We start from the raw sequence: 20,057 nt of genomic DNA, 5'->3' as shown, positions 1-20,057 counted from the left end.
AAGACCCCCACCTAGAATGACAATGTTTCAACCCACAATTCCTGAAGGAGGAATGGCTACATGAACGAACAAGTCACCACACTGGGCTCTGCGGGCTACGGTGTCTCGCAGCAAGAGCGCAACCGTGTCTTGCGCAATACCTACTGGCTGCTGGCACTCAGCCTGATCCCCACCGTGCTGGGCGCTTGGCTGGGCGTAGCCACTGGCATGACTCGCGCGCTGACGGGCGGCGTGGGCCTGATCGTGTTCATGGTCGGAGCCTTCGGCTTCATGTTCGCGATCGAGAAGACCAAGCACAGCGCCGCCGGCGTGCCCGTGCTGCTGGCCTTCACCTTCTTCATGGGCCTGATGCTCTCGCGCCTGATCGGCATGATCCTGGGCTTCTCCAACGGCACCCAGCTGATCATGACGGCATTTGCTGGCACCGCTGGCGTGTTCTTCGTGATGGCCATGCTGGCCACCGTGATCAAGCGCGACCTGTCGGGCATGGGCAAGTTCCTGTTCGTTGGCGCTCTGGTGCTGATGGTGGGCGCCATCATCAACGTCTTCGTGGGCTCCACGGCAGGCATGATGGCCATCTCCATGCTGGCCATCGGCATCTTCTCCGCCTACATGCTGTATGACCTCAAGCAGATCATCGACGGCGGAGAGACCAACTACATCAGCGCCACCCTGGCCCTGTACCTGGACCTGTTCAACGTGTTCCAGAGCCTGCTGGCCCTGCTCGGCATCATGGGCGGCGACCGCGACTAAGCCTCGCTGCTGCTCAATCAAGAAGGAGTGCCTTGCGCACTCCTTTTTGTTTGCAGTAATCTGCTGATGTCGGGCACGGCCATCGCCGCAATGGAAATTTCCTACATGGCCTAAATTACCGGCTGCCACTGCCGATAAGCAAACAAGATGAAGCCAAACCACCTTCCCCGCGCACTTGCCATTGCCCTGCTGCCTCTGGTGCTGGCAGGCTGCAAGATCGAAGATATTCCGGGCCTGGGCCCTGATCCACGCACCGTGGCGCGCGAATCCGAAGCCAAGGCCATTGGCGGCGCCTGTCGGCACGCCATGCGCGGACTGGAAGACTGCTACGTCCTCAACCCCAAGGCACCCAAGGCGCTGGTGTTTGCGGGCTGGAAGGACATGGATGAATACATGCGCTCCAACAAGATCGAAGGCGTGCCTTCCGTGCTGGGGCAGAGTGCCGCCGAGAAACGCGGCACCGCAGAGCCAGACAACGGCAGCAGCCGTAACCGCAGCTGAAATCGCTGATGGCAGGCCCGGAGCATGAGCTCCTGGCCCTGTCACTGAACATCGACCGGCACAGGCCGTAGCAACACTGCTACGGCTTTTTTTATGTCCGGCAACCGCCTGTCCACGCATTCCCGGATGTCATATTTTCTTTGAGTGTATTGAATACAAACAATTCTCATTTATATTCATGAATTATTGATTCCATTCTTAGCTGCACATACGCGCATCCCAGCGACGAGTTCTGTTGTGCTCTCAACCATGGGGACAAGACTGCCGTGCCAGATGATGACTTCAACCAACTACGCCTTGAGCATGAGGCCCTCATGCTGACCTATATGGAAGTGCAGACCCGCTGCACGGCACAGATGCAATCGCTGGCACGCGAAGTGGAGGCGCTCAAGCGGCAGCTGGTGCACCTCAGGGCCAAAGTCATTGTCCGCGACAGCGCTCTGGCCTGGGAGCGTGAGCAGCGCCACGCGCTGGCACAGGCCATGGCACTGAATCTGGTGCAAGCCCCCCCTCAAGTACCCCCAGCATCGCAGGCAGCCACGGCGGCCGGCATTGACTGGCCTGTGGTCGAGGCTGCCGACAGCCAGGCCCTGGCCGAGCAGCAGTTGCTGGAGGACAGCCTGCACGCTGCCGATCTGGTGATCTGCCAGACGGGCTGCATCAGCGATGGTGCCTACTGGCGCGTGAAGGATCACTGCAAGCGCACCGGCAAGACCTGCCTGCTGGTGGACCAGCCGAACGCCTTGCGGGTGGTGCGCATTCATCCATCGGGAGAGGACGGAAAAGTCGTGGCAGCCCAAGCCTGCATCGAGGGTGCCTCATGAGAGTCCGCACGACAAACGCCTCGGCTGCCGATTTGCTGTCCGCATGGAAGCGGCACACCCGCACGGCGCTGGCGGCAACGCTGGAGCATCGCCATCTCTCGGCACAAAAGCACTATCGCCATGCGCAGCAGCTGGGTCTGCAACTACTCGGCGCGGAACCTGGGGACATTGCCGACGATGACCGCGTTGCGGCCTTTGTCGTGGCCCACCTGAATCTGGCGGATGCCCTTGCCGCCGCAGGCCAGCCGGGTTCGTCCTCCGAATGCCTGCATGAGGCGCAGCAGACCCTGATGTCACTGCTGCAGCAGGGCTGCGCCAGCCCTTCCCTGAGTCTCGCGATATACCGTCATCTGCCCCAGTTGCTGGCCGCACGGGCCGAGCACGGTGCAGCAGACCCTCATGCCGCCGCGGGCGTCTGCGCCTCGACATCCGCTGCCCCTCTCACTCACCCCGCCAGCGACAGGCAGTCCCGCCTTGCCAGCTTCGAGTCCGTGCATTCATCGCTGCACTGACCCCCTCTCTCTCACTGCCAAGGCATTCACTCATGAGCTATACCCTGCCCCCACTGGCCTACGACTACGCAGCACTGGAGCCGCATATCGATGCGCAAACCATGGAGATCCACTACTCCAGGCACCATCAGACCTATGTCAACAACCTCAATGCGGCACTCGAAGGCAGCGAGTACGCGCAATGGTCGCTGGACGATCTGCTCGCCAAGGTCGAATCACTGCCGCAAACGCTGCGTCAAGCGGTGCGCAACAACGGCGGCGGCCATGCCAATCACAGCCTGTTCTGGCAAGTCATGTCTCCGGGCGGAGGAGGTCTGCCGCAGAACGCTCTTGCAGCAGCCATTGACAAGGACCTTGGCGGCTTCGAGAACTTCAAGACCGAATTCACCAAGGCTGCCATCAGCCGCTTTGGCAGCGGCTGGGCCTGGCTCAGCGTGGACCGCAGCGGCAAGCTGCATGTGGAAAGCAGCGCCAACCAGGACAACCCTTTGATGCTTGGCATTGGCAGCGGCAACACGCCGATTCTGGGCCTGGACGTCTGGGAGCATGCCTATTACCTGAAGTACCAGAACCGCCGCCCCGAATACATCGCCGCCTTCTACAACGTGGTGGACTGGAATGAAGTGGCGCGCCGCTTCGCTGCCGCCACCCAGGCTGTCAGGAGCTGAACCATGGGCCCGGACGGACTGCAGACCGCCTCCTCCAGCCAGACGCCCCTGCCGCTCAGGACCAGGCTCGGGCTGCTGATCTCTGCGGCCGGTGCTCTGGTGCTGGCATCCATGGTCTGGAAGCAGCTGCAGACCAATCCCGCAGCACTGAATGCACTGCTGGGCGGCAGCGTGGCGGCGCTGGCGACTGCGCTGGGCGCTTTGCCGGTGCTGCTGACCCAACATCCGTCCGAGCGCACACAGGACACGCTGTTTGGCTTTGGCGCAGGCGTGATGCTGGCTGCCTGCGCCTTTTCACTAATCCTCCCAGGACTGGAAGCCGCCAAGGCAGCGACCTCGCCCGCCAGTAGCGAATGGCTGAGCGGTGGCTTGATCGGCGCAGCCATCTTGCTCGGAGGTGCAGCCCTGCTGGTCATGGATCGCCTGCTGCCGCACGAGCACTTCATCAAAGGCCGTGAAGGCGCCGATGCCAAGCAGTTGCGGCGCACCTGGCTGTTTGTCATTGCCATCACCCTGCACAATCTTCCGGAGGGTCTGGCCATAGGCGTGGGTTATGCCGCCAACGAGGGGCTGCGTGCCAGCTCGCTGACACTGGGCATTGCCATACAGGATGTGCCCGAGGGTTTTGTCGTCGCTGCCTCTTTGCTGGCGGCCGGCTATACCCGTGGTTTTGCAGTGGTGCTGGGGGCTCTGACAGGGTTGATCGAGCCCCTGGGCGCCGTGATAGGCGCCATCGTGGTCAGCAGCTCCACCATGCTGCTGCCCTGGGGTCTTGGCTTCGCCGCTGGTGCCATGCTGTTTGTCATCAGCCACGAAATCATTCCCGAATCGCATCGCAAAGGCCATGAAGCCTGGGCCACCACAGGGCTCATGCTGGGCTTTGTCTTGATGATGATTCTGGACACCACCCTGGGCGGCTGAACTGCGCCATGCCGGCGCAGTTCATGCGCTTGCGCTCTTATACGCGCTCGAAAACGGCCATGGACTCCACATGCGCCGTATGCGGGAACATATTCACCACACCCGCTGCCACGCAGCGATAGCCCGCCTGATACACCAGCAAGCCCGCATCGCGCGCCAGCGTGGCCGGGTTGCAGCTCACATAGACAATGCGCTTGGGGAACTGCCAGTTTTCCTGACCCTCGGGCAGCGGCGGTAGCAAATCAGGCTGCTCTTCGGAGGCCACACCGGTCTGCTTGGCGCCGATGCGAATCTGATGGATATCGGCCAGTGCCTTGGACAGGGCAAACGCACCTTCACGCGGGGGATCAACCAGCCATTTATCGGAGTTGCCGTCGGCAATCAGCATGGCAGGCGTCATCTCGAACAGATTTCGCGCCACGAAGCTGGTGGGAGCCAGCTTGTCGTCTTCGCTGCGCGTGGCATTGTTGCCAGCGTAGTTTTCGTGCGAACGCTTGACCAGGGTTTCCGAGCCTTCGATGCCCAGCACCTCGCGCGCCATGGTGGCGATCGGCAGCGTGAAATTGCCCAGGCCGCAGAACCAGTCGATGACGCGCTCATCCTTTTTCGCATCGAGCAGGCGCAGCGAGCGCGTGACCAGCACGCGGTTGATATGCGGATTGACCTGGGTGAAGTCGGTAGGCTTGAAAGGCATGGTGATGCCGAAGTCCGGCAGACCATAGGACAGCTGTGTGCCGCCTTCTTCCATCAGGTGCACGGTATCCGGACCCTTGGGCTGCAGCCACCATTGCACGTTCTGCGCGGCAGCGAAGTCGCGCAGGCGCTGCTTGTCGGCGTCCGACAGAGGTTCCAGATGGCGCAGCACCAGGGCGGTGACATGGTCACCGCAAGCCACTTCGATCTGCGGGCAGGTTTCGCGGGCATCCATGCTGGCGATCAGAGCGCGCATGGGCATGAGCATGGCATCCACATGGGGCGGCAAAATCTTGCAGACCTCCATGTCGGCGATGTAGCGGCTCTTGCGCTCGTGAAAGCCCACCAGCACCTTGCCCTTCTTGGCCACATAGCGCACCGACAGGCGCGAGCGGAAGCGATAGCCCCAGGCCGGCCCTTCGATGGGGCGCAGCAGCGTCTCGGGCTTGACCTTGGCCAGATGCCAGAGGTTGTCCTCCAGCACACGCTGCTTGATCGCTACCTGGGCCGCCACATGCAGATGCTGCATCTTGCAGCCGCCGCAGGCACCGGCGTGCAGGCCGAAATTAGGGCAGCCAGGCGTCACGCGCTGCGAGGATTCGCGATGGATTTCGGTCAGCGTGGCTGCTTCCCAGTTGTTCTTCTTGCGATGGGTGTTGGCGCTGACGATTTCACCGGTCAGGGCGCCGTCGATGAAGACGACCTTGCCATCGGGCTTGCGGGCTACACCCTGGGCATCCATGTCCATGGACAGCACTTCCAGCCAGCCCTCGGGCAACGCCGGGGCATCAGATGGGACTTCGGGCAGGTTCTCGGGAATTTTGTTGTCGCGGGATTCACTCATGGTGGCCGATTGTCTCAGGCCACCCCATACCCGAGGGCAGACCACGGCAAAAAACTGCACGGGCTGCGGGATGACGCCCTGGCCCCTGCATCTGCCGAGAGTCGAATAGAAAGCATCAAAAGTGCCTCAAACGCTTGTTGGTCAAGCGCTGAAAGCTATGCAATCAGAAGCGCTGCTCTTCGCGCAGGCGACGCTCGCGGTTGTTGCGCGCCGCGGCAATCTGGGCACGCTCGGCAATCAGATTGACCTCGGTGGCGCAGTTGTACTCGTCGAGCGAGAAAAACATGCGCGCTCCGGGGGAGAGCTGCGACACCGTCTGGTGCAGGGGCAGAGAGAGATCGACCGGCGCCACATTGGAGCGATAGATCAACTCGTTATTGGGCGCATAGACAAAATAGCAGGCAGCCGACGCGGCCTGGGCCAAGGCGCAGGCCGACAAAATCAAGGCGGCACGCAAGGCGGATGCAGCGGTCATGAACTCTCCCTTCCCTGACGGGGCTCCATGCCCCTGTAATGCGGCTATTTTACGAGTACGGACACAGCGAGCGAATCTGCTCGAATTTTCTTCAGCCAAAGAAAATTCGTTTTCAATCCTCCCCGCCGGAGTGGGCTGATCACATGGGCATTGCCAGAAGCAGAATAGCGGCTGCTCAAAAATACAAATTTCTGTATTGACAGAAATTTCAAGCAGGACCACACTGCATCTCATGCAACTGAGTCCTATCGCTGAACGCTTTGTGCACCACTGGGGAGACATGGGGAACGCCTGGGGCGTGAACCGCACGGTGGCGCAAATTCATGCACTGCTGTTCTTTCATGGCCGCCCCCTCAATGCCGATGAAATCTGCGAAACCCTGGGCGCGGCCCGCTCCAACGTCAGCAACAGCCTCAAGGAGCTGCTGAACTGGAACCTGATTCGCACCAGCCGCAGGAGCGGCGACCGGCGTGAGTATTTCGAGACTTCGGCCGATGTCTGGGAGTTGTTGCGCACCATTGTGCGAGAGCGCAAGCAGCGCGAGTTCGATCCCACCAGCGCGCTGCTGCGTGAGCTGATCGCCAGGCCCGAATTCGAGCAAGAGACAGCCGATACCCAGGACCGCGTGCACGAGACCTTGCGCCTCATGGATTCGCTGGGCATCTGGACCGACGAAATGCTGCGCCTGTCCCCTGCCACGCTGGACAAGATCCTGCGCCTGGGTGCCAGCGTCCAGCGCTTTGTCCGCGGCAGGGATGGCGGCCAGGGCAAGGACAACGACTGAAACCGAGCTGAATTCTGTCAAGGCAGAAAACTGAAAAGGAGTAGCGTATGCGAGTTCTGATCTGCGGCGGCACCGGTTTTCTGGGCCGACATATCGTGAATGCCCTGGCCCTGCTGGATCACGACCCCGTGGTGCGCAGCCGCCACAGCCAGCCGCCTCTGGATTTCGGCGTCTGCACGACGGCCGAGGCATGGCTTGAGCATTTGCATGGCATCGACGCCGTCATCAATGCCGTAGGCGCCCTGCGCGACAAGCCCGGCCAGGATCTGCAGACCCTGCACTCTCTGGCTCCCATGGCGCTGTTCGATGCCTGTGCCCAGGCTGGCGTGCGCCGCGTGGTTCAGGTCTCGGCACTGGGGGCCGGTCAGGGCGGCACCCAGTACGCGAGCACCAAGCGCGCGGCCGACGAACATCTGCTGGCGCTGGGCAGGCAGTGCCTGCTCAATCCCGTCGTCGTGCGCCCCAGCATCATCTTCGGTGCGGGGGGCGCCAGCAGCCAGCTGTTCATGAATCTGGCCAGGCTGCCCCTGTTGCTGCTGCCCGAGCTCATGCGAAGCAGCCAGATACAGCCCGTGGCCGTGCGTGATCTGGCCGATGTGCTCGCGCATATGGCGACATCCGACGCTCCCGAAGGCATGGTCGAAATCGGCGGCCCCGAGCCGCTTTCGACAGAGGCCTTCATCGCTAGCCTGCGCAGCCAGATGGGTTATGGCCCGGCATCGGTATATGCCCTGCCCGACTGGATGAGCAAGGGCAGCGCCAGAGTCGGCGACCAGATTCCCAACCTGCCCTGGTGCAGTGAAACCATGGCCTTGCTGGAAAACGACAACATCACCGATCCCCGGACCCTGGCCACGTTGCTGGGGCGTGCGCCTGTCGCGCCGGGTGCCATGCTGGGTACCGTGCCGAGAGAGGGCCGCCGTCATGCCTGATCTGCAGAACGGAAACCACGCAAGCGAACAGGCGGCCAGATACATGCACGCCAGCCTGGTCGTCGTCTGGCTGGGTACGGCCCTCGTCAGTGCACTGGACTATTTCGGACTCTCGGGACTCAAGCACGAAGGTGCACGCCTGCTGGCCGACGGTGGCATCCTCGATGCACGCTGGCAGGCACTGCTGATCTGGTCCGGCCTGCTGGCAGATTTGGCTCTGGGCCTGGCCTTGCTGCTGCGCCCGGGGCGAGCCAGCTATCTGACAGCCCTGTTGCTGATGGCTGCCATGACCGTGATCGGCACGGCTCTTCAACCCGCGCTGTGGCTGCATCCGCTCGGGCCGCTGCTCAAGAACCTGCCCATCGCTGCTATGTTGTGGTTTTTGCTGCAGGCACACAACTCTTCCCACAGGCTTGAATCATGAATACCTATCTGCTGCTCAAGACGCTGCACATCCTCTCCAGCGTGCTGCTGGTCGGCACCGGCCTGGGCTCGGCCTTCTATATGTTCTTTGCCAACCGCAGCGGTTCGGTCGCAGCCCAGGCCGTGGTCAGCCGCCTGGTGGTGCGGGCCGACTGGTGGTTCACCACCCCCTGCGTCTTTCTTCAACCGATCACGGGCATTGCCATGGCCTATCTCGCAGGCTGGCCACTCACCACGCCCTGGCTTGCGCTTTCGCTGGGCCTCTATGCGCTGGCCGGCATTTGCTGGCTGCCCGTGGTCTGGCTGCAGATCCGCATGGCAGCGATGGCAAATCAGGCGCATAGCCAGAGCCAGGCCCTGCCGCCGCTTTTCCGGCAGTATCAGCTGCGCTGGGAGGCCCTGGGCTACCCCGCCTTTGTGGCCATGGCCGGTACCTATTATTTGATGGTGAACAAGCCAGTGCTCTGGGGCTGAGGTACTTGTCGCGGGCAGATCGCCCGCATCTGTCCCAAGCAGGGCAGCCCACAGCCCATCGCGGCCATCGGACTGCCCTGAATTCGCCTGCTACCGGAACACGCCAATCGCTTCCACGAGATTTTTCACCTGCCATTGCATGCTGCTGGAGGCCTGCGCGCCCTGAGTCACCAGCTGTGCGTTCTGTTGCGTCAGATAGTCCATGTCCGCCACCGACTTGCCAACCTGGGTGATCTCCTCGCTCTGCTCGCGCGTGGCCTTGCTGATCTCGGCAATGAAGTCCGCCACGCTGCGGGCCTGGGAAACGATATCGCCGATGTTGCGCCCTGCATCGGTCACGACGAGAGAGCCAGCCTCGATATTGGCAGTGCTGGCCTGAATGAGCGCCTTGATCTCCTTGGCGGCATCGGCGCTGCGCTGAGCCAGTGCCCTTACCTCGCCAGCAACCACCGCAAAGCCCCTGCCGTGCTCGCCCGCACGGGCTGCCTCCACGGCCGCATTCAGGGCCAGCAAATTGGTTTGAAACGCAATGCTGTCAATCACTCCGACGATGTCGGCGATACGGCGAGAGTTGGCGGTAATGGAGTCCATGGTGGCGACGATCTGATCCATGGACTGCCCCCCGCGCAGGGCCGCTGCACTGGCTTCGCTGGCAAGCACACCGGCTTTTTGCGCCGTATCGGCGCTGGACTGAACCCGGGCCGTGATCTGCTCCATGGATGCCGAGGTCTGCGCCACATTCACCGCCAGCTGCTCCGTCTGCCCGTGCAGATAGCTGTTGCCTTGCTCGATTTCATTGCAGGCCTGCTGGACATTGAGTGCCTGCTGATTCACATCGTCCACCAGCCAGCGAAACATGAGACCGATCTGGTTGACCGTACGCAGCGTGGTGCCGATTTCATCCGTGCGCTGCAGATATTCCGTCTGCCGGTTGTTGCCGGTTGCCACGTTCAGAGACTGACGCTTGAGCAGCTCCAGCGGCGTGGCGAACTGGCTCTCCAGCAATAGCGTCATGACCATCAGGGCGACCGTCATGAAGGCCGCCATCGACAGAAACTGCATCTGGCTTTGGCCCAGCAGCCAGGCGCCGAGCACCAGGGCGCCCCACAAGGCCAGCAAGTTCAGCCGAATGCGCCGGCGCACCCCCATATGGCGCCAGATCGAAAGCACTTTTCCCAGCCCTTTCTGGGAGACGATGCCCTTGTGCAGCTCGGGGGCGGCAGCGCCCTTGTCGTGCATGGTTTCATACAGCTTTTGCGCCGCTTCCACCTCTTTGCGCTCGGGCTGTGTCCGCACGGACATATAGCCCTTGGCCCGGTCATTGCGGATGATGGGAATGGCATTCGCGCGAACCCAGTAGTGGTCCCCGTTCTTGCGCCGATTCTTGACCAGTGCACTCCAGGGCTCGCCGCTCTTGAGCGTGGCCCACATATCGGCAAAAGCGGCAGCAGGCATGTCCGGGTGGCGCACCAGATTGTGCGTCTGGCCAAGAACCTCTTGCGGCTCGAAACCACTGACCTCCATGAATGCCTGATTGGCATATTTGATGTAGCTCTCCGTGTCCGTGGTGGACATCAGAGTGGCATTCTCATCAAAGCTGTACTCACGCTGTGTCACTGGTGCATTGACTCGCATAGATGCCGCTTTTTGGTCATTGATCGAGAAAGACTGCACAGCCTTGTGCCGCAGCCTGCGCTGCAACAATCACCTCTGTGTGTATCAATTATTTACATGTTTTTTGCGCCCCATCCATTCCTGAAAAAAGCAGTTGTTGCTAGCCCGCGTCAACGCAGATACAGAGCCCTGACCCCCTCATTCAAACGCGCTTTTTTCCTACAAAGGCAGCCGCGCATCGTCCTTGATCTCCTCCATCACCGCGTAGGTTCTGGTCTCGCGCACGCCCGGAAGCTGCCACAGCACCCGGCCCGCAAAGTCGCGGTAGGCGGCCATATCGGCCATGCGGGTCTTGAGCAGATAGTCAAAGCCGCCGGCCACCATATGGCATTCCATGATGGCGGGATAGGCCAGCACGGCGGCCTTGAACTCCTCAAACACGTGGGGAGTGGTGCGATCCAGCAGCACCTCGACAAACACCGTCATGCCCACACCCAGTTTCTGCGGATTCAGACGCGCCTCGTAGCCCAGGATGTAGGCGTCGCGCGTGAGCCGGGCCACGCGAGCCTGTACGGCAGTGGGCGAAAGCGCCACCTGTTCGGCCAGGCGCAGATTTGAGATACGCCCATCAGTTTGCAAAATTGCCAGTATTTTTCGGTCAATCCTGTCTATATCCACTTCTGAAGCGTCATTCATTGGTGAATTCCTCTCTTTAATTCACTCAATATAGTGATTCATTCTTCAGCAAACCAGCAATGATTTTCCCTATGTAGACAGCCGCGTCCGCGCCGCTTGCAATGCAGCTGTGGACATGGTGAAGGCCGCGCACCCGCTCGCGTCCAGGCTCTTAGACACCTGCACCGACATGCCGACCTTCACTGCACTGCCAAGCAGCAAACGCCCTGCCGACACACTGCGCCAGGCCATTACCGCCGCCACCCGCATGGCCGAGACCGATGCCGTGGCACGGCTGCTGCCGGCCGCCACCCTGCCCCCAGGACAGGCTGCCCAGGTCGCAGCCCATGCGCAAAAGCTGGTCGAGCAGCTGCGCGCCCAACCCGCCAGCGCTGGGCGCCAGGGGCTGGTGCAAGGCTTGCTGCAGGAGTTCTCTCTGTCCTCGCAGGAAGGCGTGGCACTGATGTGCCTTGCCGAGGCCTTGCTGCGCATACCGGACGCCGCCACGCGCGACGCACTGATCCGCGACAAGCTGCGCGGCGGCGACTGGCAGGCGCATCTGGGCAAAAGCCCTTCACTCTTTGTCAATGCCGCTGCCTGGGGGCTGGTAGTCACCGGCAAGCTGGTCGATACGCATAGCGAGCCGGGCCTGCTCGCGGCGCTCAAGCGTGTCACGGCCAGAGGGGGTGAGCCGCTGGTGCGCAAGGCCGTGGATATGGCCATGCGCCTGATGGGCGAGCAGTTTGTGATGGGCGAGACCATTGCCCAGGCTCTGGAGCGCGCGCGAGAGTTGCAGGCCAGAGGCTTTCGCTATTCCTACGACATGCTGGGGGAGGCGGCTCTTACCGCCCAGGACGCGCAGCGCTATCTGCAATCCTATGTGGATGCGATTCATGCCATTGGCAAGGCCGCTGGCGGCATGGGTCTCTATGAAGGACCGGGTATTTCCATCAAGCTCAGCGCCCTGCATCCACGCTACAGCCGCGCCCAGTGGCAGCGTGTGATGAGCGAGTTGCTGCCGCGCGTGCTGCAGCTGTGCGAGCTGGCGCGCAGCTACGGCATAGGTCTCAATATCGACGCCGAAGAAGCCGATCGGCTGGAGCTGTCGCTGGACCTGCTGGAGCAGCTGGCCCATGCCCCCAGCCTGGCGGGCTGGAACGGCCTGGGCTTTGTGATTCAGGCCTATCAGAAACGCTGCCCCTATGTGATCGACTATCTGGTCGATCTGGCCCGGCGCAGCGAACGCCGCCTGATGGTGCGCCTGGTCAAGGGCGCTTACTGGGACAGCGAGATCAAGCGCGCCCAAATCGACGGCCTGCGCGACTATCCGGTCTACACCCGTAAACACCACACCGATGTGGCTTACATCGCCTGCGCGCGCAAGCTGCTGGCCGCGCCCGATGCCATTTACCCGCAGTTCGCCACCCACAATGCTCAGACGGTAGCAAGCATCGAATCACTCGCCAGCGCCCTTCCCTACAGCGTAGGCAGCTATGAATTTCAATGTCTGCATGGCATGGGCGAGCCTCTCTACCGCCATGTGGTCGAAGCCGAGGACAAGGCCGCGCGCCGCCCCTGCCGCATCTATGCACCTGTGGGCACGCACGAGACACTGCTGGCCTATCTGGTGCGCCGCTTGCTGGAAAACGGCGCCAACAGCTCGTTCGTGCACCGTATTGCCAACCCCGACTGGCCCATCTCCGACCTGATAGCAGCCCCCGCAGATCAGGTGCTGGCGGAAAGCCAGTTCGATGCTCAGGCTACGGTCGATATGCAGGATGCGGCGCAAGACTTAGGCTTGCCTCACCCTCGCATAGGGCTGCCCCGCGGCCTGCTGGGTGCACAGCGCATCAACTCGGCAAGCCTGGATCTGAGCGATGACGGTGTACTGGGCGCCTTGTCTCAAGCGCTTGTACAAACCCGGCCGGCACTCCGCCCCCAGGACGGCCATGCCGGCGACGCCATCGGTACCGCCATCACCAACCCGGCCAATCATCAGGAACTGCTGGGCCATGTCAGCGATGCCACGCCCGAGCAGATTCAACAGGCACTGCAGACAGCCGTGCAGGCCCAGCCCTCATGGGAGGCGAGCCCGGCCGAACAACGTGCCTGCCTGCTGGAGAGCGCCGCCGACAGCTTCGAGACCCGGATGCTGCCGCTGATGACCCTGCTGATGCGCGAAGCTGGCAAGACCGCCGCCAATGCCGTGGCCGAGGTGCGCGAGGCCGCCGACTTTCTGCGCTATTACGCGGCCCAGATTCGGCGACAGGCCGCTGCGGATCTGCTCGCCCCCGGCATTGGTCCGGTAGTCTGCATCAGCCCCTGGAATTTTCCGCTGGCGATCTTCACCGGACAGGTCGCCGCCGCTCTGGCAGCCGGCAACGCAGTACTTGCCAAGCCCGCCGAGCAGACCCCGCTGATCGCCCAGGAAGCCGTGCGCCTGCTGCATCAGGCCGGCATCGGGCCTGGTGTGCTGCAACTGCTGCCCGGCCGGGGCGAAACCGTGGGTGCAGCGCTGGTGGCCGATGCGCGTGTGGCAGGCGTGCTGTTCACGGGCTCCACCGAGGTTGCCCGCCTGCTGAATATGCAGACCGCCGCCAGGCTGCGGCCCGACGGCCAGCCCGTGGTGCTGGTGGCCGAAACCGGCGGCCAGAACGCCATGCTGGTGGACTCATCCGCACTGGTTGAGCAAGCCGTGCAGGACATTGCTGCATCCGCCTTTGACAGCGCCGGCCAGCGCTGCTCGGCTCTGCGCCTGCTGTGCGTGCAAAGCGACTGCGCTGACCGGCTGCTGCCCATGCTGCGCGGCGCCATGCAGGAGCTCCATTGCGGCGACCCGGCCGAGCTGGCCACCGATGTGGGCCCCGTGATCGATGCCGATGCCAAGGCTGCCATAGAGCGCCATATCGCCAGGCTGGGAGCTCTGGGCCTGCGCATCCATCAATCGCCCCTGAGCCCGGAAACTGCCGCACAAGGGCATTTTGTGGCGCCCACGCTGATCGAGCTACCCGATCTGCAGCCGCTCGAGCGCGAAGTCTTCGGCCCCGTACTCCACGTGCTGCGCTATCAAAGGCGTGAGCTGCCGCAGCTGCTGAAGCACATCAACGCCCTGGGCTATGGCCTGACCATGGGCTTGCACACACGCATTGACGAGACCGTGCAGCAGGTCGCCCAGGCGGCACATGTAGGCAATCTGTATGTGAATCGCAATATGGTGGGGGCCGTGGTCGGTGTTCAGCCCTTTGGCGGCGAAGGGCTGTCGGGCACCGGCCCCAAGGCCGGCGGTCCGCTGTATCTGCCGCGCCTGCAGCAGGCACCCGGCTCGCCGCTACGGCTGCTGAGCCTGCTGCTGCATCAGTGCGGCGAGGCTCAGCTCACTGCCGCACCCGTCATCTCCGCTGCCGCGGCCGCCTTGCAGCAGCTGGGTCATTGGGCCAGGCAGCATGGTGAGGCCATCATCAGCAGTCATTGCGAAGGCCTGCAATCGGCCCTGCCCGATCTACATGCCGCACGCCTGCTGCCAGGCCCCACCGGCGAGCGCAATCTCTACCAACTGCTTGGCAAGCCGCGCACCCTGTGCCTGGCGCAGGACAGAACCATGCTGCTGCTGCAACTGGCCGCCGCACTGGCCTGCGGCTCGCAAACCCTGTGGCCGGCCAGCCCGCTCGGCACTGCAGTGCACCACAAGCTGCCCGAGGCACTACGCCGTCATGTACGGCTATTGCCTGACAAGCTGAGCATCAAGGAAATTGCGCAGACCGAGACCATGGACGCTGCGCTGCTGGAATGCGACGACGCAGACTTTCTGCAATGGTCGCAGGCATTGGCAGGACGACCCGGCCCGCTGGTTCTGCCCACGCGCTGCCAAGCAGGCCAGCCCGTGCGGCTGGAGCGGCTCTGGCACGAGCGTGCGCTGTCACACAACACGGCAGCCGCCGGCGGCAACGCCGCCTTGATGACCCTGGAATGAGGCCTGGGCACTGCGCGACAGCGCATTGCCCGCCCAAAAGAGAACCCCCGGCGCAGACAGCTGCGCCGGGGGTTGTGCGAAAAAAAGGTTTGAGGATTACAGCTTGGCGATGGACACCTCGGTGGACTTGACCAGGGCCACGACCTCGGAGCCCACGGCCAGACCCAGATCGTTGACCGAGCGCGTGGTGATCACGGAAGTGACGATGCCCCAGGGCGTCTCCACATCCACTTCCGAAACCACGTCACCGCGGATGATTTCCTTGACCTTGCCCTTGAACTGATTGCGCACGTTGATGGCTTGAATGGACATGCAAAATTCTCCTGAGAACTCGTGAAAGGTTATGAAAACAGTGTTTGCTGCACTGCATGAAAACAATTCTGAAACCTTCTCCACAAAACTCAAAAGAATAAAAACAAAAATTTTTATACCGAAAACATCTTATGCAGATCAACTGCTCACGAGTCTGCTCAATCGCAGCGGGCAAGAAGACCTTCACCAGGATTTGACTGCAGCAAAGAGGCGGGGCCTGAAACAGCATCAGGCCCCGCTGGGGCCACTGGCATGGTCCGGTTCCACCGCAGTCCAGGACCACGCGCATGGCTGAGCCGCGCCAGGCACCCGCGACAGACCCGAGGATGTGCAAGCATGTTCAGCCCTTGCCAAGTCCCTCAGGGCCGGGAGCGGCAGGCTTGGGGGGCGATCCAGGCCGAGCAGCCCGCAGCGCTGTGACAGCCAGCGCTCGGGCCTTTGCCGATGGAATGCACCTCGGACTTCAGCCTTCGGCTGACTGCAGTGCAGCGCGCACAACCTCGGGCTTCAGCGTGGGCACAAAGCTCTCGATAAAAGCATAGGCATAGCCGCGCAGCCAGGCATCGCGGCGCAGGGCCAGCCGTGTGAGATTGACTTCGAACAGGTGGCGCGCATCGATGGCGCGCAAATGGCGGTCACGCTCGGCATCGAAAGCGATGGAGGCGATGATGCCCACGCCCATGCCTAGCTCCGCATAGGTCTTGATCACGTCAGCATCCATGGCAGTCAGCACCACTTCGGGCACCAGTGCAGCGGCAGCAAACGCCTTGTCGATATGGGCGCGTCCGGTGTAGCCCTGTTCGTAAGTGATGATGGGGTGGCGTGCCAGATCCTCCAGCGTCAGCGGTCCGGAGGCATCTAGCAGTGCATGGCCGGGCGGCACGACCACACTGTGGGACCAGCGATAGCAAGGCAGGGTCACCAGATTCTCGTAACTGCCCAGCGCCTCGGTGGCGACGCCGATATCGGCCTCGCCCGAAAGCAGCATCTCGGCCACTTGGCGCGGCGAGCCCTGATGCAGATGCAGCGAAACCTGGGGGTAGAGCCTGCGGAAATCACGCACCACCTGGGGCAAGGCATAGCGTGCCTGAGAGTGCGTGGCGGCAATCGACAGGCCTCCGCGCTCGCTGGCATGGAAGTCCTCGCCCGCGCGGCGCAGATTGTCGGCCTCGAGCAGCATGCGTTCGACAATGGGCAGCAAGGCCGTGCCGGGAGGCGTCAGCCCCGTCAGACGCTTTCCGGCGCGCACGAATATATCGATGCCCAACTCCTCCTCGAGCTCACGAATCTGCCGGCTCACACCAGGCTGCGAGGTGTGGAGCATGGCCGCCACTTCGGTCAGATTGAAGCCACGCCTTGCCGTTTCCCGGACCGAACGCAGTTGCTGAAAATTCATATCTTGATGGCAGGCGGCACAGCTTGCGGCTGCGCCCGCCGCCTGTTTCTCTGTGTTTTCGTTGGATGCTCAAATCGCCCAGCGCAGGCCCGTAGCCGGCACGCCAGGCCAGCCCTGCAATCCGGGGTCCTGCTCTGGTTCGGGCTTTTGCAGCACACGGTCCAGAATGCGTGTCTCCAGCGCGGCAAAGCGGGCATCTCCATGCACACGCGGACGTGGCAAGTCGATGCGCTCGTCAAGCGCAATGCGCCCGTCCTCGATCAGTACCACGCGATCGGCCAGAGCCACGGCCTCCTGTACATCGTGAGTGACCAGCAAGGCCGTGAAGCCATGGCTGCGCCACAGACCTTCGATGAGGCGGTGCATTTCAATGCGCGTGAGTGCATCGAGAGCACCCAGCGGCTCATCGAGCAACAGCAGCCGTGGCTGGTGCACCAGGGCCCGCGCCAGGGCCACACGCTGGCGCTGACCGCCCGACAGCCTTGCCGGCCATTCGTTTTCACGGTCGGCCAACCCCACCTGCGCCAGCACCTTGCGGCCCTGCTCGCGCGCTGAATCGGGCAGACCCAGAATCACGTTGTCCAGCACCCGCTTCCAGGGCAGCAGACGCGCATCCTGAAACATGATGCGCGTATCGCCGTTCTGCTGGCCCTCGCCCCCATCGATCAGCAACTGACCGGAACTGGCTTTCTCCAGCCCCGCGACAAGGCGCAGCAAGGTGGATTTTCCGCAGCCGCTGCGCCCCACGATGGCGATGAACTCGCCGGGCCGGACATCGAGTTGCACCTGCTTGAGCACTTCACGCTCACCATAGCGCTTGGTCAGCTGCAGCGTCTGCAAATGCACACCCTGGGCCGCTTTCTGCTGCACATCCGGCTGCTTGCTGCTGCCCTGCCGATCTTCTTCCTCATCCTTGGTCCGCTGCCACAGCTTTCCACTCGCCTGCAAGGCCTCGGCCTCGTCCCAGGAGGCCTCCCAGGCCACCAGCGGCTGACGCGCATTCAGCGCACCTGCACCCACCAGCGACTGGGCCAAACGACTCCACAAACTACTCATCGCAAGCTCCTCTCAATCTTTCCACCAAGCCCCAAAAAGCGCACTACACAGGCCAGAGACATCCAGCAAGAGCCGTCTCGCAGCGAGGATGTCGTCCCCCTCCCGAAGAGAGAGGGGGAAGCCGCGCAGCGGCTCAGGGGGAGTCACCCCTGATACCCCGGATGCCAGCGCAGCCACCAGCGCTCCAGCGAACGGGCAAACACATCGGCCAGCTTGCCCAGAATCGCGTAGAGCAGAATGCCCACCAGCACCACATCGGTCTGCAGAAATTCGCGTGCATTCATGGTCAGGTAGCCGATGCCGGCCTGCGCCGAAATCGTCTCGGCCACGATCAGAATCACCCACATCAGTCCCAGCGAAAAGCGCAGGCCCACGAGGATGGAGGACAGAGCCCCCGGCAACACGATGTCGCGGTACAGTTGCCAGCGCGTGAGGCCGTAGCTGCGCCCCATCTCGATCAGACCCGGGTCGACATTGCGGATGCCGTGGAAGGTGTTGAGGTAGATGGGGAAGAACACCGAAATGCTGATCAAGAACAGCTTGGCAGACTCATCGATGCCGAACCACAGAATGACCAGCGGAATCAGCGCCAGCGCAGGGATGTTGCGCACCATCTGGATCGTGGAATCAAGCAGCGTCTCGGCCCAGCGCAGCGAACCCGTGAGCAGGCCCAGCAGCAGGCCCAGGCTGCCGCCTATGGCCAGCCCTGCCAGCGCGCGCCCGGCGCTGACCTTGACATGCGTCCAGAGCTCGCCAGACTCGGCCAGTGTCCAGGCCGCACGCAGCACATCCAGCGGTGCGGGCAGCACCCGCGTGGACAGCCAGCCCCAGGCCGATGCAGCTTGCCAGACCGCGATCAGCGCGACCGGCAGCAGCCAGGGCAACAGCCGCAAGGCGAACTGACGTGCCAGCAGCTCCAGGCGCGGCACCGGCGGGCGTGCAGGCTGAACCGCAGCCTGCAACGTCAGCGTTTGAACATCACTCATGCTCTCTCCTTCAGCTTTGCGATACCCGGATCAGCTCGCGCTCCGCAGCGGCAGCTCCCGAAGCAGCAGCGGCTCGCGGCGAGTACAGATTGGCCACGGTCTCGCCAAACGGACCGCCGGGGTTGCCGCCGCCGAGCTTTTCCTGCACGTTGACGGGCAGCAGCGGGAAGACCAACTCGGCAAAGCGATAGGCTTCCTCGAGATGCGGGTAGCCCGAGAGCACAAAAGTGTCTATGCCCAGATCGGCATATTCCTTGATGCGGTCGGCCACGGTCTGGGCACTGCCCACCAGCGCCGTCCCTGCACCGCCACGCACCAGACCCACACCGGCCCAGAGATTGGGGCTGATTTCCAGATCCTTGCGGCTGCGCTTGGTACCGCCCGCGTGCAGCTGGGCCATGCGGCGCTGGCCTTCGGAGTCCATGCGCGCAAACGCAGCCTGGGCCTGGATCACGGTCTCGTCCTGCAGACGGCTGATCAGTCGCTCGGCATCGGCCCAGGCCTCTTCATCGGTCTCGCGCACGATCACATGCAGACGAATGCCGAACTTGACCTGGCGGCCATGGCGCTCGGCCTTCTGGCGCACATCGGCAATCTTTTTGGCGACTTCGGCTGGCGGCTCGCCCCAGGTCAGATAGGCATCGACCTGCTCTGCCGCCAGCTCATGGGCGGCGGGCGAAGAGCCACCGAAGTAAACGGGCGGATAAGGCTTTTGCAACGGCGGGAACAGCAGCTTGGCGCCTTTGACCTGCAGATGCCGGCCTTCGAAATCCAGCGACTGGCCCTCATGGCTGCGCGCCAGAATTTCGCGCCAGATCTCGATGAACTCGGCCGATTGCTCGTAGCGTGTCGCATGGTCGAGGAACACGCCATCGCCCTCCAGTTCGGCCTGATCGCCGCCTGTAACCAGATTGATCAGCAGACGTCCGCCCGAGAGGCGGTCAAAGCTGGCCGCCATGCGTGCAGCCAGGCTGGGCTGATGCAGTCCGGGACGCACGGCCACCAGGAACTTGAGGCGCTTGGTGACGGGCAGCAGGCTGGACGCCACTACCCAGGGGTCTTCGCAGGAGCGGCCCGTGGGAATCAGCACGCCCTCGTAACCCAGGCTGTCGGCTGCCACGGCCACCTGCTTGACATAGTCATGACTCAGCTGGCGTGCGCCTTCGCTGCTGCCCAGGTAGCGGGCATCACCATGGGTGGGAATGAACCAGAACACTTGCATGACGAAATCTCCTTGAACCTTA

The 20,057-nt window shown here is 62.7% G+C and carries 21 protein-coding genes; 12 read left to right on the top strand and 9 right to left on the bottom strand.

The window, feature by feature from the left end:
• Positions 1-60: 60 nt before the first annotated feature.
• From DJFAAGMI_RS20695 to DJFAAGMI_RS20670, 6 genes are all read left to right on the top strand, one after another.
• On the top strand, positions 61-753 hold the full coding sequence (locus tag DJFAAGMI_RS20695) for a Bax inhibitor-1/YccA family protein (RefSeq protein WP_003053535.1): 693 nt from the start codon (positions 61-63) through the stop codon (positions 751-753).
• Between the two features lie 147 nt (positions 754-900).
• Entirely contained in the window at positions 901-1,254 is a 354-nt protein-coding gene (locus DJFAAGMI_RS20690; RefSeq protein WP_211458773.1) for a hypothetical protein, read from the top strand.
• 314 nt (positions 1,255-1,568) lie between these two features.
• Positions 1,569-2,078, top strand: a complete 510-nt coding sequence (locus DJFAAGMI_RS20685) for a DUF2325 domain-containing protein (RefSeq protein WP_211458772.1) — start codon at positions 1,569-1,571, stop codon at positions 2,076-2,078.
• Positions 2,075-2,590 carry a hypothetical protein gene (locus tag DJFAAGMI_RS20680; RefSeq protein WP_211458771.1) on the top strand — a complete coding sequence of 172 codons (516 nt, stop codon included), beginning with the start codon at positions 2,075-2,077 and terminating at the stop codon, positions 2,588-2,590. Before DJFAAGMI_RS20685 ends, DJFAAGMI_RS20680 begins: the two co-directional genes overlap by 4 nt.
• Positions 2,591-2,622: 32 nt before the next feature.
• Positions 2,623-3,258, top strand: coding sequence for a superoxide dismutase (locus DJFAAGMI_RS20675; RefSeq protein ID WP_003053531.1), 636 nt, complete (start codon positions 2,623-2,625; stop codon positions 3,256-3,258).
• Positions 3,259-3,261: 3 nt separating this feature from the next.
• A complete protein-coding gene (locus tag DJFAAGMI_RS20670; protein ID WP_211458769.1) occupies positions 3,262-4,179 on the top strand; it encodes a ZIP family metal transporter in 918 nt (305 codons plus the stop codon).
• 37 nt (positions 4,180-4,216) lie between these two features.
• Here DJFAAGMI_RS20670 and rlmD read toward each other — a convergent pair whose 3' ends face one another.
• Positions 4,217-5,716: a 23S rRNA (uracil(1939)-C(5))-methyltransferase RlmD gene (gene rlmD / locus DJFAAGMI_RS20665; RefSeq protein WP_211458768.1), complete on the bottom strand. Its 1,500-nt coding sequence runs from the start codon at positions 5,714-5,716 to the stop codon at positions 4,217-4,219.
• Positions 5,717-5,879: 163 nt separating this feature from the next.
• The gene (locus DJFAAGMI_RS20660; protein WP_003053526.1) at positions 5,880-6,191 is read right to left on the bottom strand and encodes a hypothetical protein; all 312 of its coding nucleotides are present in this window, start codon (positions 6,189-6,191) and stop codon (positions 5,880-5,882) included.
• 232 nt (positions 6,192-6,423) lie between these two features.
• On the opposite strand from DJFAAGMI_RS20660, the gene DJFAAGMI_RS20655 reads away from it, so the two are divergent.
• From DJFAAGMI_RS20655 to DJFAAGMI_RS20640, 4 genes are read left to right on the top strand one after another with little or no spacing between them, the layout of a single operon-like run.
• Positions 6,424-6,975, top strand: a complete 552-nt coding sequence (locus DJFAAGMI_RS20655) for a GbsR/MarR family transcriptional regulator (RefSeq protein WP_003053524.1) — start codon at positions 6,424-6,426, stop codon at positions 6,973-6,975.
• A 47-nt stretch (positions 6,976-7,022) separates the two neighbouring features.
• Complete coding sequence (locus DJFAAGMI_RS20650; protein ID WP_211458766.1) at positions 7,023-7,907, top strand: NAD-dependent epimerase/dehydratase family protein; 885 nt, start codon at positions 7,023-7,025, stop codon at positions 7,905-7,907.
• Entirely contained in the window at positions 7,900-8,331 is a 432-nt protein-coding gene (locus DJFAAGMI_RS20645; RefSeq protein ID WP_211458764.1) for a DoxX-like family protein, read from the top strand. The genes DJFAAGMI_RS20650 and DJFAAGMI_RS20645 overlap by 8 nt, the downstream gene beginning before the upstream one ends.
• A complete protein-coding gene (locus tag DJFAAGMI_RS20640) occupies positions 8,328-8,804 on the top strand; it encodes a DUF2269 family protein (RefSeq protein WP_211458761.1) in 477 nt (158 codons plus the stop codon). The genes DJFAAGMI_RS20645 and DJFAAGMI_RS20640 overlap by 4 nt, the downstream gene beginning before the upstream one ends.
• A 90-nt stretch (positions 8,805-8,894) precedes the next feature.
• On the opposite strand, the gene DJFAAGMI_RS20635 is transcribed toward DJFAAGMI_RS20640, so the two are convergent.
• The gene (locus DJFAAGMI_RS20635) at positions 8,895-10,439 is read right to left on the bottom strand and encodes a methyl-accepting chemotaxis protein (protein WP_211458759.1); all 1,545 of its coding nucleotides are present in this window, start codon (positions 10,437-10,439) and stop codon (positions 8,895-8,897) included.
• Between the two features lie 198 nt (positions 10,440-10,637).
• Positions 10,638-11,114: an Lrp/AsnC ligand binding domain-containing protein gene (locus DJFAAGMI_RS20630; protein ID WP_211458757.1), complete on the bottom strand. Its 477-nt coding sequence runs from the start codon at positions 11,112-11,114 to the stop codon at positions 10,638-10,640.
• A gap of 115 nt (positions 11,115-11,229) precedes the next feature.
• On the opposite strand from DJFAAGMI_RS20630, the gene putA reads away from it, so the two are divergent.
• Positions 11,230-15,063 carry a trifunctional transcriptional regulator/proline dehydrogenase/L-glutamate gamma-semialdehyde dehydrogenase gene (gene putA / locus DJFAAGMI_RS20625; RefSeq protein WP_211458756.1) on the top strand — a complete coding sequence of 1,278 codons (3,834 nt, stop codon included), beginning with the start codon at positions 11,230-11,232 and terminating at the stop codon, positions 15,061-15,063.
• Positions 15,064-15,159: 96 nt separating this feature from the next.
• Here the strand turns inward: putA and DJFAAGMI_RS20620 are convergent, their stop codons facing one another.
• A complete protein-coding gene (locus tag DJFAAGMI_RS20620; protein ID WP_003053517.1) occupies positions 15,160-15,375 on the bottom strand; it encodes a TOBE domain-containing protein in 216 nt (71 codons plus the stop codon).
• 31 nt (positions 15,376-15,406) lie between these two features.
• On the opposite strand from DJFAAGMI_RS20620, the gene DJFAAGMI_RS20615 reads away from it, so the two are divergent.
• On the top strand, positions 15,407-15,670 hold the full coding sequence (locus tag DJFAAGMI_RS20615; protein ID WP_211458755.1) for a hypothetical protein: 264 nt from the start codon (positions 15,407-15,409) through the stop codon (positions 15,668-15,670).
• 168 nt (positions 15,671-15,838) lie between these two features.
• Here the strand turns inward: DJFAAGMI_RS20615 and DJFAAGMI_RS20610 are convergent, their stop codons facing one another.
• From DJFAAGMI_RS20610 to ssuD, 4 genes are all read right to left on the bottom strand, one after another.
• Complete coding sequence (locus DJFAAGMI_RS20610) at positions 15,839-16,771, bottom strand: CysB family HTH-type transcriptional regulator (RefSeq protein WP_003053515.1); 933 nt, start codon at positions 16,769-16,771, stop codon at positions 15,839-15,841.
• A 69-nt stretch (positions 16,772-16,840) separates the two neighbouring features.
• On the bottom strand, positions 16,841-17,827 hold the full coding sequence (locus DJFAAGMI_RS20605; RefSeq protein ID WP_211458754.1) for an ATP-binding cassette domain-containing protein: 987 nt from the start codon (positions 17,825-17,827) through the stop codon (positions 16,841-16,843).
• Between the two features lie 143 nt (positions 17,828-17,970).
• A complete protein-coding gene (gene ssuC / locus DJFAAGMI_RS20600) occupies positions 17,971-18,813 on the bottom strand; it encodes an aliphatic sulfonate ABC transporter permease SsuC (RefSeq protein ID WP_211458753.1) in 843 nt (280 codons plus the stop codon).
• A 10-nt stretch (positions 18,814-18,823) separates the two neighbouring features.
• Positions 18,824-20,035, bottom strand: coding sequence for an FMNH2-dependent alkanesulfonate monooxygenase (gene ssuD / locus DJFAAGMI_RS20595; protein ID WP_211458752.1), 1,212 nt, complete (start codon positions 20,033-20,035; stop codon positions 18,824-18,826).
• Positions 20,036-20,057: the final 22 nt, after the last annotated feature.

It is taken from the genome of Comamonas brasiliensis, from assembly GCF_018292285.1.
In the GTDB taxonomy this organism is placed as follows: domain Bacteria; phylum Pseudomonadota; class Gammaproteobacteria; order Burkholderiales; family Burkholderiaceae_C; genus Comamonas; species Comamonas brasiliensis.
Note: the sequence above shows the minus strand (reverse complement) of the source record. Positions and strands in the feature narration are given on the sequence as shown.